Genomic DNA, 15,312 nt, shown 5'->3' on the forward strand with positions numbered 1-15,312 from the left:
GCTTTTTCCCCCGGGAGCGGCAATCGATTTTCCCCAGGAGGGAACAGATCGCGCCATGTCCGCTCATCGTCCTCTGGACCGCGCCGCCCGCGCGCGCTTCACTTCCGGGCCATGAGATCACTCAAGATCACGAGCGTGATAGGCGGTCTGCTGCTCGCGGCCGGCGCGCTGATCACCGCCCACCCGGCCGCCGCCGACGGTCCGAACGGCCCGACGCCGCCCGCCGAGTTCAGCACCGACTGGCACGACCCGGTCACCGCCGCCCAGCCCGTCGACACCCCCGGCACCCGCAGCTGCGAGGTCACCCTCGCCGCGGCGCAGTTCCGCGACTTCACCCCGTACCGGGGGAGCTACACCCCGCCGAAGGAGTGCGGCACGAGCGCCCGCTGGAACAAGGTCGTCCTGCGGCTCGACGGACAGGTCAAGGGCCGCCAGTACGACCGTCTGGGCTACCTCGCCCTCGGCGGCGTCGAGATCCTCCGCACCTCCACCCCCGAGCCCTCGCCCGACGGCATCAGCTGGTCCGTCGAGAAGGACGTCACCCGCTACCGCGACACGCTCAGCCGCCCGCAGCCCGTCGAGATGCTCATCGGCAACGTCGTGAACGAGACGTACACCGGGGTCATCGACGTCCGCGTCACCCTCACCTTCCACACCGCCGAGGGCCGGGTGAAGCCCGCCGCCGGCACCCCCGACCGCGTCGTCCCGCTCACCGACGCCACCCTCACCACCCCGCGCAACACCGAACGCGTCCTCGCCGAGGTGTACGCCACCGGATCCGGCGGCGGCTGCGAGGAGTTCTGGTACCTCACCGTCCCGGATGCCGCCCCCTACTCCTGCAAGGCCACCGACGGGCCCTACCGGGAGGTGCGGATCTCCGTCGACGGCAAGCTCGCCGGCATCGCGGCTCCCTTCCCGCACGTCTGGACCGGCGGCTGGTCCAACCCCTTCCTCTGGTACGTCACGCCCGCGCCGCGCGCCTTCGACGTGCAGCCGATCGTCTACGACCTCACGCCCTTCGCGGCCCTCCTCAACGACGGCGCGGCCCATCGCGTCGAGGTCTCCGTCGCCGGCGTCCCCGCGGGCCAGTCCGGCTGGAGCATCCCCACCAACGTGCTCCTCTGGCAGGACGAGGGCAGCGAGGTCGTCACCGGCGCCCTGGACCGGCACGAGCCCGGTACCCCGCGCAACTCCGCCGTGTACACGGCCGGTTCGCCCGACGTCCTGGCGGCCACGGGCGGCGACACGCTCACCGTCGCCGGGCATCTGAACACCTCGCACGGCCGGGTCGACACGACCGTCACCCGCACCGTCGACCACAGCTCCACGCACCGCTGGGGCGCCGACGAGAACCCCGACGCGCTCACCGCCCGCTGGACCGACGACGAGACCGTGACCGTCGGCCGGACCGCGACCCGCACCCGGCACACGTACACCATGGACGGCGAGATCGGCGTCGACGGTGCGAACCGCCTGCGGACCGTCCTCACCGTCGGCGACCGCGCCGCCGTCGACGTCGTCCGCGACGGAAAGCGACTGTCCTTCTCGCGCCTGGACGACACGTACACCGGCGACGCCTCCTTCACCCTCGGCGTCCCGCGCGACCAGCGGCACGCGGTCGGCACCAGCACCGAGCGTTACCGGCTGTACGGCTCCGCAGGCTGCTACGACCGGACCCTGACGACCGTCCAGGGCACGGTCACCCAGGACCTGCGGCGCTGCTGAGACGACACGCGGCCGCCCCGGCCCCTCGCGGCGAGGGACCGGGGCGGCACGGCCCGGTCAGGCGGGCTTGGCCGAGTCCACGCCCGAGCGGCTCTTCTTCCACTCGCCGCGCGTGAAGTCCGGGATCTCCTGCGGCGCGCCGTTCGCCTTGATCGAGGCGTGGCTGAGCGGCACCGGGGCCGTCCAGGTGGCCGCGTCGTACACGTCGAAGTCCGGCGGAAGGCCCAGCTGGAGGCACTGCATCAGGCGGTAGACCATGATGTAGTCCATGCCGCCGTGGCCGCCCGGCGGGTTGGCGTGCTCCTTCCACAGCCAGTGGTCGAACTCGGTCGCGTACGCCGAGAAGTCGCCCCACACGTCGTCCTTGTGGTCCGGCTCCAGATAGATCCGGGCCGGGTAGTCCTCGAAGACCCCGCGCGTCCCGCCGAGGCTGTTGATCCTGCTGTACGGGTGCGGGGTGGACACGTCGTGCTCGAGACGGATCAGCCGGCCCTTGGCCGTCGTGACCATGCTGACCGTCCGGTCGCTCTCGATGTACGTCTCCTTCCAGCTCGGGTCGCCGGGCGGCATGTTCGCCGCGCGGTACTCGGCGAGACCCAGGGCCGGAGTGCCGAAGCTGCTGATGCTCACCACCCGGTCGCCCCGGTTGACGTCCATGTAGTTGGCGACCGGACCGAAGCCGTGGTTGGGGTACAGGTCCCCGCGCAGCCGCGTGTGCCACAGCCGGCGCCACGGCCCCTCGTAGTACGTCGGCGAGAACATCAGGCCGCGCAGGTCGTGGTTGTACGCCCCCGCGCCGTGCAGCAGCTCCCCGAACTTGCCGGCGTGCGCCATCCGCAGCACCCGCATCTCGTTCCGCCCGTAGCAGCAGTTCTCCAGCTGCATGCAGTGGCGGCGGGTCTGCTCCGACAGGTCGACCAGCTCCCACAGCTGGGTGAGCTCCATCGCGACCGGACACTCCACGCCGACGTGCTTGCCGCCCAGCATCGCCGCTCTGGCGATCGCGAAGTGGGTCTCCCAGGGCGTCGCCACGTAGACGAAGTCGAGGTCCGTGCGGGTGCAGAGGTTCTCGTAGTCGTCCGCGCCGTGGGTGTACAGGGCGGGGGCGGGCTGTCCCGCGGCGACGACCGTCGCGGCGGCGCGCTCGGCCTTGTCGCGCACCGGGTCGCAGACGGCGACCACCCGGACCCAGGGCAGCGAGAGGAAGTTGCCGATCATGCTCGCGCCGCGGTTGCCGAGCCCGACGATGCCGATCCGGACGGTCGAACGGCCCTCGAACGGCACCCCGGCCATCGTGGCGCCCCGGCGCTTCGGCACGGCCGCGGCGACGGCCTGCGGTGCGGTGACGGTTTCCGGTGCGGCGGCGGGAACGGATCCGGTGGCGGCCTGGGCGGTCGTCGCGGCGGCGATGCCGAGCCCTGCCCCCGCCGCCCCGGCGGTGGTCCTGAGGACCTTGCGGCGGCTCGGGGTGCGCGGTGTCTGCTCGTTCATGGAACCTCCCGGAGCTGTGTGCACGGTTGTTTCATGGAGCCCGCACAGGACCCTGGCCCCGGTGGCCGATGGTGCGCAAGGGCGCCGATAGGACTCTTGCGACGGGTAGTTGGACTTTACTGTTCCGGTTCCCGCGCCGAGTCGGAGCAGGCGCCGATGATCACTCGAACATACGAAGGGCCCCTCACCGCTCGGGGTGAGGGGCCCTGCTCGCCGGGGCGAACGGCCGGCTGACGGGTGGTCAGGGGCGGGTGTCGCCGCTCCCGGGGGAGGAGCAGCGATCAGGGACGCGTGGCGCGCTCCAGGGCGAGGAGCACCGATCCGTAGCTCCGGCCGGTCGCCCGGTCCATCCCGATCTCGCACATGCGGTTGGCCGAGAAGTGCGCGTCGAACGGCCGGGCCGTGACCTCGGCCGCCTCGCGTGCCGTCGCCGAGGCCGTCAGCTCCGGATGCAGCATGCCCCGGTCCCCGGCGAAGGCGCAGCAGCCCGCGTCGGCCGGGACGACGACCTCCTCCGCGCAGGCCCCGGCGAGCGCGGTGAGCTTCTCCTCGTCGCCCAGGTGCCGCATCGAGCAGGTCGGATGGACCACGGCGGAGGCGACGCGGCGCCGCACCTCGAGCCGGGGGAGCAACTCGTCCGCCGCCCACACGAGCGAGTCGAGCACGGTCAGTTCGGCGTGCAGCTCCCGGTTGTCCTCCGTCAGGTACGGCACCACCTCCTGCGCGATCCCCAGGGTGCACGAGGAGGCGTCCACCACCAGCGGCAGCCGCCCGCCGGCCGTCCACCCCCAGGCGGCCTCGACGATCCGGTTCGCCATCACCTCGTTGCCCCGCTCGTACCCCTTGGAGTGCCAGATCGTCGCGCAGCAGGTTCCGGCCACGTCCTCCGGGATCCACACCGGCCGCCCGGCCCGCGCGGACACCGCGACGACGGCCTCCGGGAGCGAGAGCCCCCGCTCGCCCTCCGGGTTGCCGAAGATGCGGTTCACACAGGCCGGGTAGTAGACGGCGACGGCCGCCGGACGGTGGGTGCGGGGCAGCCGCCGCGCCGCCGCGCCCGGGATCTCCGGCAGCCACTCCGGTACGAGTTCGGGGCGCACGGCCTTGCGGGCGAGACCGGTCACCGGTCCCAGGACCCGGTCGCCGATCCGGTCGGCGGCGGCGACCGCGAGCCGCGCGGAGGCCTCCACGGCGCGGAAGTTCTTCGCGGCCAGAGCGGCGATCCGCTCCTCGCGCGGCGAGTGCCGCTCGTGCCGGAACTCCTTCATCAGCGCCCCCGTGTCGATCCCGACCGGGCAGGCGAGCTTGCAGGTGGAGTCGCCGGCGCAGGTGTCGACGGCGTCGTAGCCGTACGACTCCAGGAGCCGGGCCTCGACGGGGGAGCCGTCGGACTGGCGCATCATCTCCCGGCGCAGCACGATCCGCTGGCGCGGAGTGGTCGTCAGATCGTGGCTGGGACAGGTGGGTTCGCAGAAGCCGCACTCGATGCACGGGTCGGCGATCCGCTCGACGGTCGGGATCGTCTTCAGACCCCGCAGATGGGCCTGCGGGTCGTGGTCCAGGACGATCCGCGGGGCGAGCACCCCTGCCGGGTCGACGGCCTCCTTGATCCGCCACATCAGCTCGGTCGCCTTCGCCCCCCACTCCAGCTCCAGGAAGGGCGCGATGTTGCGGCCGGTGGCGTGCTCGGCCTTCAGCGAGCCGTCGAAGCGCTCGACGGTCAGCTTGCAGAACTCGTCCATGAAGGCCGCGTACCGCTGCACGTCGGCGGGGTCGGCCGCGTCGAAGGCGAGCAGGAAGTGGAGGTTGCCGTGGGCCGCGTGGCCCGCCACGGCCGCGTCGAAACCGTGGCGGTCCTGGAGCCCGAGCAGCGCGTCGCAGGCCTCCGCGAGCCGGTCCGGCGGCACCGCGAAGTCCTCGGTGATCAGGGTCGTACCGGAGGGGCGGGAGCCGCCGACGGCCGTCACGAAGGCCTTGCGGGCCTTCCAGTAGCCGGAGATCCGTTTCGGGTCCCGGGTGAACTCGTTCTCCACGGACGCCACCGGGGCGACCAGGCCGAGGCCGTCGAGCACGCCCGCCGCCGCCCGCTCGCACGCCTCCAGGGCCGCCGTGTCCGGCGCCCGGAACTCGACCAGGAGCGCCGCCGTCTCCTTCGGCAGCTCCGCCCAGTCGGCGGGCACGCCCGCCACGCTCACCGAGGCCCGCAGCGTGTTGCCGTCCATCAGCTCGACGGCGAGCGCCCCCGCCTCGTTGAACAGGGGCACGGCCGCGGCGGCGGCCGGAAGCGAGGGGAAGAACAGCAGGGCGGTGGAGACCTTCCGGTCCAGCGGCAGGGTGTCGAAGACGACCTCGGAGATGAAGCCGAAGGTGCCCTCGGAGCCGACCATCAGACCCCGCAGGATCCGCACCGGGGTGTCGCCGTCGAGGAAGGCGTCGAGCCGGTAGCCGTTGGTGTTCTTGATGGCGTACTTGGCGCGGATCCGCGCGGTCAGCTCGGCGTCCGCCTCGATCTCCGCCTTCAGCGCCATCAGCTCCGCGCACAGCCTCGGCTCGGCGCGCGCCAGCTCCTCGTCGGCGTCCGGGTCCGCCGTGTCGACCACGGTTCCGCTCGGCAGGACGACGGTGAGGGAGGCGACGGTCCGGTACGAGTTCCGGGTGGTGCCGGCGGTCATGCCCGAGGCGTTGTTGGCGACGACCCCGCCGATCGTGCACGCGACCGCGCTGGCCGGATCGGGCCCCAGGACCCGCCCGTGCGGGGCGAGCGCGGCATTGGCCCGCACCACCGTGGTGCCGGGACGGATGCGGGCCCGGGAGCCGTCGTCCAGGACCTCGACGCCCACCCAGTGGCGGCGCACGTCCACGAGGATGTCCTCGCCCTGTGCCTGCCCGTTGAGGCTGGTCCCGGCGGCCCGGAAGACCACCTCGCGGCCCTTGCCGTGGGCGTACGACAGGACGGCGGAGATGTCGTCGATGTCCTCGGCGACCACGACGACCTGCGGGACGAAGCGGTACGGGCTCGCGTCCGAGGCGTACCGCACGAGGTCGGAGATCTTCGACAGGACCTTCCCCGGCCCGAGGAGCTCGGTGAGCTCCTCGCGCAGCCGCCGCGGGGTGCCCCGGGCCTGGAGCTCGGGCACGCGGTCCGGGGCGGGGGTCCGCTTCGTACCGGGGCGGAGTGCCCGCGGGTCGGGCTCGAGCAGCGGCATGTCACGGCTCCCCTTCGGCGCGCCCCCGCACCCGACGGGTCAGCAGCCGCGCTCCGGGCCGGGGTCGACCAGGGCGGACAGCAGACCTTCGAGCACCTCGCGCTGATCGACGGTCAATGGAGCAAGGATGTCCTCTGCGGCGGCCCGGCGCGCGCTGCGCAGCTCGCGCAGCGTGGCGCGGCCCGCGTCGGTGAGCTCGATCCGCACGACCCGGCGGTTGCTCGGGTCGGGCACCCGGCGCACCCGGTCGCCCGCCTCGAGTCCGTCGACGAGACTGGTCACGGCCCTCGGGACGACCTCAAGACGGGCCGCGAGGTCCGCCATCCGGGGCGGCTCGCCGAAGTGCGCGACCATGCGCAGGAGCCGGGACTGCGCCGGTGTGATGCCGACCGGCTCCAGGTGGCGCTTCTGGATGCGGTGCAGGCGCCGGGTGAGCCGCAGCAGCTGCTCGGCGAGGAGGCCGTCGGTGTCGGAGGCCCCGCTGGGCCGGTCGGTTGCGCTCGGCCGGTCGGACCCGTTCGGTCGCTCGGACCCGTTCGGTCGCTCGGAGCTGCTCGGACGGTCGGAGGTGCTCATACGGGAACAATATCAGGACCATGTTCATTGTGAGTATAGGTAACAGTGAGCTATGCTCCGATGGAATCGTCTACCCTCGAAGGAGCCCATGCGCCCCCACGACCAGTCCGACTGGACGCCCCCGCCCCGCGACTCCGGCCAGCCCAAGGAGCCCGCCCAGGTGCGGCGGATCCTTCGGCTCTTCCGCCCCTACCGCGCGCGCCTCGCGCTCGTCGGCCTCCTGGTCGGCGCCGCCTCGCTCGTCTCGGTCGCCTCGCCGTTCCTCCTCCGGGAGATCCTGGACACCGCCATCCCCCAGGGCCGCACCGGGCTGCTCAGCCTGCTCGCCCTCGGCATGATCGCCACGGCCGTCCTGACCAGCGTCTTCGGCGTGCTCCAGACCCTGATCTCGACCACCGTCGGTCAGCGCGTCATGCACGACCTGCGCACCGGGGTCTACGAGCAGCTCCAGCGGATGCCGCTCGCCTTCTTCACGCGCACGCGTACGGGCGAGGTGCAGTCCCGCATCGCCAACGACATCGGCGGCATGCAGGCGACCGTGACCTCCACGGCCACCTCCCTCGTCTCCAACCTCACCGCCGTCGTCGCGACCGTCGTCGCCATGCTCGCCCTCGACTGGCGCCTCACCCTCGTCTCGCTGCTCCTGCTGCCCGTCTTCGTCTGGATCAGCCGCCGCGTCGGCCGCGAGCGCAAGACGATCACCACCCAGCGGCAGAAGCAGATGGCCGCCATGGCCGCGACCGTCACCGAGTCCCTCTCGGTCAGCGGCATCCTGCTGGGTCGCACCATGGGTCGCGCCGACTCGCTGACCAAGTCGTTCGCCGAGGAGTCCGAGCGCCTCGTCGACCTCGAAGTGCGCTCCTCCATGGCCGGGCGGTGGCGGATGTCCACCATCGGCATCGTCATGGCCGCCATGCCCGCCCTGATCTACTGGGCCGCCGGCATCGCCCTCGGCTCGGGCGGCTCCGAGATCTCGCTCGGCACGCTCGTCGCCTTCGTCTCGCTCCAGCAGGGCCTCTTCCGGCCCGCCGTCAGCCTGCTCTCCACCGGCGTGCAGGTGCAGACCTCCCTCGCGCTCTTCCAGCGCATCTTCGAATACCTCGACCTGCCCGTCGACATCACCGAGGCCGACGAGCCGGTCCGGCTGCCGGAGATCCGCGGCGAGGTCTCCTTCGAGAAGGTCGAGTTCCACTACGACCCCGAGGGGGAGGGCCGCCCGACCCTGGACGGCATCGACCTGACCGTCCCCGCCGGCGGCAGCCTGGCCGTCGTCGGCCCCACCGGCTCCGGCAAGTCCACCCTCAGCTACCTCGTGCCCCGGCTGTACGACGTCACCGGCGGCCGCGTCACCCTCGACGGGGTCGACGTGCGCGACCTGGACTTCGACACCCTCGCCCGCGCCGTCGGCGTCGTCTCCCAGGAGACGTACCTCTTCCATGCCTCCGTCGCCGACAACCTCCGCTTCGCCAAGCCGGACGCCACCGACGAGGAGATAGAGGCGGCCGCGCGCGCCGCCCAGATCCACGAGCACATCGCGTCGCTCCCCGACGGGTACGACACCCTCGTCGGCGAGCGCGGCTACCGCTTCTCGGGCGGCGAGAAGCAGCGCCTCGCCATCGCGCGCACCATCCTGCGCGACCCTCCGGTCCTGATCCTCGACGAGGCGACCAGCGCCCTCGACACCCGGACCGAGCACGCGGTGCAGCGCGCCATCGACGCCCTGTCGGCCGGCCGCACCACCATCACCATCGCCCACCGGCTCTCCACCGTCCGCGACGCCGACCAGATCGTGGTCCTGGAGGCCGGCGGGATCGCCGAGCGCGGGACGCACGAGGAGCTGCTCGCCCAGGACGGGCGGTACGCGGCCCTGGTCCGCCGGGACGCCCGTACCGAACAGGCGAACGTGGGAGCGGTTGTTCCCCAGAACGTGTGATCGTGCCGGGATTCGTTGCCCGACTCCCGTACGGCATCGGATGATTACGGAGTGCGAGCGACGGGCTGCAGACCGCGACCGCACGGTCCCACTGATGTACCTGTACGAGGAGAAGCACCACCATGAACGTCATCACCAACCTGCTCGCCGGCGTCCTCCACTTCCTGGGCTGGCTCGTCTGACGATCGCAGTGCCCGGCGCCGTCGGTCCCCCGTCCCAGGGGGCCGGCGGCGCCGCCGCGTGCGCGGTTACCCGGATTCGCGTACGGATCGAGTTAGCGTGCGGCCATGACGTACCGGTCGTCCTCCCCGTACGCACCCCCGCGCCGTCCCCGCCGCCCGTCCCTGCCCCGGCCTCCCCGCCGCGCCCGCCTGCCCCGGCCTCCCCGCCGTGCGCGTCTCACCCGGCGCGGGCGGTTGACGCTGCTCCTCGGGGCCGTCCTCGCCGTGGCCGCCGCCGTCACCGTGCCGCTGCTGCTCAGCCACGACGAACCCGCCGTGGAACAGCCCCGCACGCTCCTCATCCCGGAGGGCTGGCGGGCCGGCCAGGTCTACACGGCCGTCGACCGGGCCCTCCGCCTTCCCGACGGGACCGCACGGAAGGCCGCGACCGCCCCCGGCGTCCTCCCGCTGCCCGCCGCGGCCGGCGGCAACCCCGAGGGCTACCTCTTCCCCGCGACCTATCCCGTGCTCTCGACCACCACGCCCGAGGCGCTGCTGCGCTTCATGGCGGACACCGCCGCGAAGCACTACGGCGTCCAGCGGATCGCCGAAGGGGCGCGGGCGCACGGACTGAGCCCGTACGAGACGGTCGTCGCGGCCAGCATCGTGCAGGCCGAGGCCGACAACCCCGAGGACATGGCGAAGGTCGCCCGCGTCCTCCACAACCGGCTCGCCCAGGGCATGCCGCTCCAGATGGACTCGACGCTCCACTACGCCCTCGGGCGCAGCACCGTCGACACCAGCGTGGCGGACACGAAGTCGGAGAGCCCGTACAACACGTACGCGCGCAAGGGGCTGCCGCCGACGCCCATCGGCAACCCCGGGGACCAGGCCATCGACGCGGTCATCCGTCCGGCGGACGGCGACTGGCTCTACTTCGTGACGGTCGCCCCGGGGGACACCCGCTTCACCGCCGACTACGCGGCCCATCAGGCGAACGTGGCCGAGTTCAACGCCAACCGGGGTGCGGCGCAGCGCTGAACAGTCAGGTCAGACCGTGAGCCGGTCGCCGTCGAGGAGACGGCGGACGTCGGCCACGGCCGCGCGGCCGGCCCGGTTGGCGCCGATCGTCGAGGCCGAGGGGCCGTAGCCGACGAGGTGGACGCGCTCGTCCCGTACCGCGCGCGTGCCCTCCACCTGGATGCCGCCGCCCGGTTCCCGCAGCCGCAGCGGCGCCAGGTGGTCGATCGCCGCGCGGAAGCCCGTCGCCCACAGGATGACGTCGACGTCGACGGTCCGGCCGTCGTCCCATGCCACGCCGGTCGGGGTGATCCGATCGAACATCGGCTGCCGGTCCAGGATCCCGCGCGCGCGTGCCGCGCGGATCGCGTCGTTGAGGGGCAGCCCGGTGACCGAGACGACGCTCTGCGGGGGCAGCCCGCGCCGCACCCGCTCCTCGACGAGGGCGACGGCCGCGCGGCCCTCCGCCTCGCCGAAGGGACCCTCGCGGTAGACGGGCTCGCGCCGGGTCACCCAGGTCGTCTCCGCGGCGACCTCGGCGATCTCCATGAGGTGCTGGGTGCCGGAGGCCCCGCCGCCGACCACGAGCACCCGCTTCCCGGCGAACTCCTCGGGGCCCGGGTATCCGGCGGTGTGCAGCTGGCGGCCGCGGAAGGTCTCCTGCCCGGGGTAGCGGGGCCAGAACGGCCGGTCCCAGGTGCCGGTCGCGTTGATCAGGGCCCGCGTCGCGTACACGCCCTCCGAGGTGTCGACCCTGAGCCGCCCGCCCTCGCCCTCCCGGACGGCGGTGACGTCGACGGGGCGGTGGACCCGCAGGTCGAAGGTCCGCTCGTACGTGTCGAAGTACGCGCCGATCACCTCCGAGGAGGGACGCGCGGGATCGGCCCCGGTCAGCTCCATGCCGGGCAGCGCGTGCATCCCGTGCACCTTGCCGTACGTGAGCGAGGGCCACCGGAACTGCCAGGCGCCGCCCGGCGCGGGGGCGTGGTCCAGAACGACGAAGTCCCGGTCCGGCCCCAGCCCGGCCCGCCGCAGATGAAAGCCGGCGGACAACCCGGCCTGCCCGGCCCCGATGACGACGACGTCCACCGCCCGACCCTCTTCGAACCCGAAATCGTTCACCCTTCCACCAACCGGGGCGGGGGTGGGGTTCTTCCCACCCCCGCCGGCCGGAGGCCTACCGCCCGCCCGGTACCAGGAGCGGTGCGCCGCCCGGGGCCGAGGCCGGGCGGCCGTTCGTCGCCGGGACGGCGAGGAGGGGGGAGGCGGGGGGTGACGGCAGGAGGCCGCGGGCCGCGAGTTCGGGGGTCACGCCCTCGCCGAACCAGTACGCCTCCTCCAGGTGCGGGTAGCCCGACAGGACGAAGTGCTCCACGCCCAGGTCGTGGTACTCCTCGATCCGGTCCGCCACATCGGCGTGGCTGCCGACCAGCGCTGTCCCGGCCCCGCCCCGTACCAGACCGACGCCCGCCCACAGGTTCGGCGAGATCTCCAGCCGGTCGCGGTCGAGCGAGCCGCCGCCGTGCAGCGCCAGCATCCGCTGCTGGCCCACCGACTCGCTCCGCCCGAGGAGCTCCTGCGCCGCGGCCACCGTCTCCGCGTCGAGGTCGGAGAGCAGCCGGTCGGCCGTCGCCCAGGCCTCCCGCGCCGAGTCGCGCGAGATCGTGTGCAGCCGGATCCCGAACCGGACCGTCCGGCCGCGCTCCTCCGCGAGCCGCCGGATCCAGTCGATCTTCTCCTTCACCTGCCACGGCGGCTCGCCCCACGTCAGGTACACGTCCGCGTGCTCCGCCGCGACCGGTCCGGCCGCCGCCGACGAGCCGCCGAAGAAGATCTCGGGCAGCGGGTCCGGCGGCAGCGCGGTGAGCCCGCCCTCGATCCGGAAGTGCTCGCCCTCGAAGTCGTACGGCCGCCCTCCCCACACGCCCCGCACCACCGACAGGAACTCGGCCGTGCGCGCGTACCGCCGGTCGTGGTCGAGATGGTCGCCGAAGCGCCGCTGCTCGGCCGAGTCGCCACCGGTCACCACGTTCAGCAGGAGCCGTCCCCGGGTGATCCGCTGGTACGTGGACGCCATCTGCGCCGCGAGCACCGGGGAGATCACCCCGGGCCGGAACGCCACCAGGAACTTCAGCCGCTCGGTGTGCTGCGCGAGCGCCACCGTCGTCAGCCAGGCGTCCTCGCACCACGTGCCGGTCGGCGTCAGCACCGCCTCGAAGCCCAGCTGCTCGGCCGCCTTGGCGATCTGGACGAGGTAGTCGATGTCGGGGGCGCGGACCCCGGACACGGTCCGGTTCCGGGTGATCCCGCCGTCCGTGTAGGCGTGCCGGTCGACGAGGGTCCGGCCGTCGCCGCCGGTCGGCAGGAACCAGTGCAGATGGACGGTCATCAGGAGGCCTTTCCGTAGCTGCGCGCCGGGGTCGTGGACGGCGGCAGGTTCTTGTTGAAGCGGGTGTCGACGTAGTCGGCGAAGCGGAACGTGTGCGGGATCAGCCTGAGGTCGGCGAAGGTGTCGGCGATCTTCTGCTCGGAGGCGACGGCCGCGTCGTCGAGGGCGACGGGGATGCGGGTCCCGTTGCTGCGCTTCACGGACGCCAGGGCCACCTCGTACGGCAGTCCCGTCTCCTTCGCCCAGACCTTCGCCCACTCCTCGGGGTGGTCGAACACCCAGCCCTGGGCGCGGCGCAGCCGCTCGACGAAGTCGCCGATGGCCTGCGCCTTCTCCTTGTCGGCCAGTGCCGAGGGGGCTGCGACCTGGAAGCCGAGGCCGTTGACGAGACCGCGCCCGTCGGTCAGGATCCGGCCCTTTCCGCTCAGCAGGACCTGGGAGGTGTACGGGTCCCAGACCGCCCAGGCGTCGACCTTGCCGCTGGTGAACGCGGCCAGGGCGTCCGCCGGCTGCAGGAGGCTGACCCGGACGTCGGACAGTTCCAGGCCGGCCTTCCGGAGCGAGGCGATCAGCTGGAAGTGGGCGGAGCTTCCCTGCGCGACGGCGACCGTCTTCCCCTTCAGGTCCCGCGCGGTGCGCAGCGGCGAGTCCTTCGGGACGAGCAGCGCCTCGCCCGCGGAGTCGCCGCGGGTCGACGCGACCACGGTGATCTTCGAGCCCGCGCCTGCGCCGAAGACGGGCGGGGTGTTCCCGACGGAGCCGAAGTCGACGGCCTTGGCGTTGATCGCCTCGAGGAGCGGTGGGCCGGAGGTGAACGTCGACCACTTCACCCGGTACGGCAGGTCGTCGAGTTCACCGGCGGCGCGCAGCAGGGCCTCGGAGCCGCCCTTCTGGTCGCCGACGTTCAGGACGACGGAGCCCTTGCCGTCGGAGTTCGAGGCCTCGCCGGCCGCGGAGGCACCGGAGCAGGCGGAGGCGAGGAGGGCGAGCGGCACGAGCAGTGCCGCGGTGGACAGGCGGAAGGACTTCATGGGTGTCTCCTTGCGGTGGGTATAAGGGGGCATCGGTGTAGAGGGGGCATCGGTCAGGCGGCCGCCTGTTCCGTGAACTCGCCTTCCGTCACTCCGAGTTCGGCGAGCAATCGGGTGCGGAGGGCCGTCAGCGCGGGGCTGCCGGGAAAGCGCGGGCGGTCGAGGGCGACGGTCGTGTCGTACGCGATCGCGCCGTCCCGCATCACCAGGACGCGGTCCGCCAGCAGCAGCGCCTCGTCGACGTCGTGCGTGACGAGCAGGACCGTGCAGCCGCGCCGCTGCCACAGCTCGGCCACGAGCCGCTGGGCCTTGATCCGCGTCAGCGCGTCGAGCGCGCCGAACGGTTCGTCGAGCAGCAGCAGATCCGGGTCCCGTACCAACGCCCGGGCGAGCGACGCGCGTTGGGCCTCGCCGCCCGACAGGGTCTTCGGCCAGGCCCCCGAGCGGTGGTCGAGTCCCACCTCCGCGAGCGCCTTCTCCGCCACCGCCCGGTCCGGCTTCCCCGGCAGCCCGAGCAGGACGTTCCGCCAGACCTTCTTCCAGGGCATCAGGCGCGGCGCCTGGAAGGCCACCGCACGGCGGCGCGGCACGAGGACCGTGCCGGAGACCTCCCGGTCGAGCCCCGCGAGGATCCGCAGGAGCGTCGACTTGCCGCAGCCGCTGTGGCCGAGGAGCACCGTGAACTGCCCCGCGAGCAGGGACAGATCGAGCCCGTCGACGACGGGACGCCCGTCGAAGGAGCGGGTGAGCCCCTGGACGGTCACTGCCCCGTGAAGGTCGGTCGCCATTGCAGCAGCAGCCTTTCGAGAGTACGGACGAGGGCGTCGGCCAGCAGGCCGAGAAAGGCGTAGACGACGAGGCAGACGACGATCACGTCCGTGCGGAAGAACTCCCGCGCCTGGTTCATGAGGAAGCCGATCCCGGCGTCGGCGTTGATGGACTCGCCGAAGACGAGCGCGAGCCAGGCCGTCGCGAGCGAGTAGCGCAGGCCGGTCATCGCCCCGGGCAGCGCGCCCGGCAGGACGACGTGCCGGACCAGGCCCCACCGGCCGAGCCCCAGGGACTCGCCCGCCTCTACGAGCCCCGCGTCCACGCCACGGATCCCGGCGTACACGTTCAGATAGAGGTGGAAGGCGACGCCGAGGGCGATGAGCGCCACCTTGGGGGCCTCCCCGATCCCCAGCCAGATGATGAACAGCGGGATGAGCCCCACCCACGGGACCGTCCGCAGCATCTGTACGGGCGCGTCGACGAGGTCCTCGCCGAGCCGCGAGAGCCCGGACACCAGGGCGAGGGCGACCCCCACCACCCCGCCCAGCAGCAGCCCCACGGCGACCCGCCGCAGCGAGACCCCCATGGCGGTCGGCAGCGTCCCGTCCCCGACCAGCTCCGCGGCGGCCCGGGCGATGGTTCCCGGTGAGGCCAGCACGTCCGCCGGCAGCAGCCCCGCCGCACTGCTCGCCTGCCACAGGGCGAGCAGGAGGACGGGTCCCACGGCCCGGCGCAGCCAGCGCGGAACGGCCGGGTCGCCGCGCCGCCGCGAGCGACCCGGCTCCCGGGCGGACGTCAGGGACTCGACGTCCGGCAAAGGCGATATGTCGGGCGGGGTGGAGGGAGGGGCATGGCCGACCGTCATGACGGACTCCGGGGGAGAGGGAGGTGAAGGTACGCGTCAGCGTCCGTGGGCGCGGAGCGGGCACGCGCGCACGGCGATCAGAGCCTCAGCGGAGGCGGGGTGCAGGTGAAAGGGCGTCAGCGGCCGCGGCGACACGCGGCGGAG

Annotated in this window: 11 protein-coding genes; 3 read left to right on the top strand and 8 right to left on the bottom strand. The window is 72.9% G+C overall.

Annotation, left to right across the window (positions count from 1 at the left end):
* Positions 1-111 precede the first annotated feature (111 nt).
* Positions 112-1,725 (top strand): peptide-N4-asparagine amidase, encoded by a 1,614-nt coding sequence (locus ABT041_RS09370; protein ID WP_351181557.1) that lies wholly within the window; start codon positions 112-114, stop codon positions 1,723-1,725.
* A 57-nt stretch (positions 1,726-1,782) separates the two neighbouring features.
* On the opposite strand, the gene ABT041_RS09375 is transcribed toward ABT041_RS09370, so the two are convergent.
* From ABT041_RS09375 to ABT041_RS09385, 3 genes are all read right to left on the bottom strand, one after another.
* A complete protein-coding gene (locus ABT041_RS09375) occupies positions 1,783-3,216 on the bottom strand; it encodes a Gfo/Idh/MocA family protein (RefSeq protein ID WP_351181559.1) in 1,434 nt (477 codons plus the stop codon).
* 281 nt (positions 3,217-3,497) lie between these two features.
* Complete coding sequence (locus tag ABT041_RS09380; RefSeq protein WP_351181562.1) at positions 3,498-6,422, bottom strand: FAD-binding and (Fe-S)-binding domain-containing protein; 2,925 nt, start codon at positions 6,420-6,422, stop codon at positions 3,498-3,500.
* A gap of 39 nt (positions 6,423-6,461) precedes the next feature.
* The gene (locus ABT041_RS09385; protein ID WP_351181565.1) at positions 6,462-6,998 is read right to left on the bottom strand and encodes a MarR family winged helix-turn-helix transcriptional regulator; all 537 of its coding nucleotides are present in this window, start codon (positions 6,996-6,998) and stop codon (positions 6,462-6,464) included.
* A gap of 88 nt (positions 6,999-7,086) precedes the next feature.
* Between ABT041_RS09385 and ABT041_RS09390 the strand changes: the two genes are divergently transcribed.
* The gene (locus ABT041_RS09390) at positions 7,087-8,931 is read left to right on the top strand and encodes an ABC transporter ATP-binding protein (protein ID WP_351181568.1); all 1,845 of its coding nucleotides are present in this window, start codon (positions 7,087-7,089) and stop codon (positions 8,929-8,931) included.
* Between the two features lie 287 nt (positions 8,932-9,218).
* The gene (gene mltG / locus ABT041_RS09395) at positions 9,219-10,133 is read left to right on the top strand and encodes an endolytic transglycosylase MltG (RefSeq protein WP_351181571.1); all 915 of its coding nucleotides are present in this window, start codon (positions 9,219-9,221) and stop codon (positions 10,131-10,133) included.
* Positions 10,134-10,142: 9 nt separating this feature from the next.
* Here the strand turns inward: mltG and ABT041_RS09400 are convergent, their stop codons facing one another.
* The 5 genes from ABT041_RS09400 to ABT041_RS09420 form a co-directional block, all read right to left on the bottom strand.
* Entirely contained in the window at positions 10,143-11,201 is a 1,059-nt protein-coding gene (locus ABT041_RS09400; RefSeq protein WP_351181574.1) for an NAD(P)-binding domain-containing protein, read from the bottom strand.
* An 88-nt stretch (positions 11,202-11,289) separates the two neighbouring features.
* Positions 11,290-12,501, bottom strand: coding sequence for an LLM class flavin-dependent oxidoreductase (locus ABT041_RS09405; protein ID WP_351181577.1), 1,212 nt, complete (start codon positions 12,499-12,501; stop codon positions 11,290-11,292).
* Positions 12,501-13,532: an ABC transporter substrate-binding protein gene (locus ABT041_RS09410; RefSeq protein ID WP_351181580.1), complete on the bottom strand. Its 1,032-nt coding sequence runs from the start codon at positions 13,530-13,532 to the stop codon at positions 12,501-12,503. The genes ABT041_RS09405 and ABT041_RS09410 overlap by 1 nt, the downstream gene beginning before the upstream one ends.
* A gap of 53 nt (positions 13,533-13,585) precedes the next feature.
* Positions 13,586-14,320 carry an ABC transporter ATP-binding protein gene (locus tag ABT041_RS09415; RefSeq protein ID WP_351181583.1) on the bottom strand — a complete coding sequence of 245 codons (735 nt, stop codon included), beginning with the start codon at positions 14,318-14,320 and terminating at the stop codon, positions 13,586-13,588.
* Complete coding sequence (locus ABT041_RS09420; RefSeq protein WP_351181586.1) at positions 14,293-15,168, bottom strand: ABC transporter permease; 876 nt, start codon at positions 15,166-15,168, stop codon at positions 14,293-14,295. The genes ABT041_RS09415 and ABT041_RS09420 overlap by 28 nt, the downstream gene beginning before the upstream one ends.
* Positions 15,169-15,312 lie beyond the last annotated feature (144 nt).

The sequence above is a fragment of the Streptomyces sp. NPDC002825 genome (assembly GCF_040295385.1).
Lineage (GTDB): Bacteria > Actinomycetota > Actinomycetes > Streptomycetales > Streptomycetaceae > Streptomyces.

Excerpts from the sequence above, each read along its gene's own strand:
- ABT041_RS09370 (WP_351181557.1), top strand. The coding sequence starts at position 112 with ATGAGATCACTCAAGATCACGAGCGTGATAGGCGGTCTGCTGCTCGCG.
- ABT041_RS09375 (WP_351181559.1), bottom strand. The coding sequence starts at position 3,216 with ATGAACGAGCAGACACCGCGCACCCCGAGCCGCCGCAAGGTCCTCAGG.
- ABT041_RS09380 (WP_351181562.1), bottom strand. The coding sequence starts at position 6,422 with ATGCCGCTGCTCGAGCCCGACCCGCGGGCACTCCGCCCCGGTACGAAG.
- ABT041_RS09385 (WP_351181565.1), bottom strand. The coding sequence starts at position 6,998 with ATGAGCACCTCCGACCGTCCGAGCAGCTCCGAGCGACCGAACGGGTCC.
- ABT041_RS09390 (WP_351181568.1), top strand. The coding sequence starts at position 7,087 with ATGCGCCCCCACGACCAGTCCGACTGGACGCCCCCGCCCCGCGACTCC.
- mltG (WP_351181571.1), top strand. The coding sequence starts at position 9,219 with ATGACGTACCGGTCGTCCTCCCCGTACGCACCCCCGCGCCGTCCCCGC.
- ABT041_RS09405 (WP_351181577.1), bottom strand. The coding sequence starts at position 12,501 with ATGACCGTCCATCTGCACTGGTTCCTGCCGACCGGCGGCGACGGCCGG.
- ABT041_RS09410 (WP_351181580.1), bottom strand. The coding sequence starts at position 13,532 with ATGAAGTCCTTCCGCCTGTCCACCGCGGCACTGCTCGTGCCGCTCGCC.
- ABT041_RS09415 (WP_351181583.1), bottom strand. The coding sequence starts at position 14,320 with ATGGCGACCGACCTTCACGGGGCAGTGACCGTCCAGGGGCTCACCCGC.
- ABT041_RS09420 (WP_351181586.1), bottom strand. The coding sequence starts at position 15,168 with ATGACGGTCGGCCATGCCCCTCCCTCCACCCCGCCCGACATATCGCCT.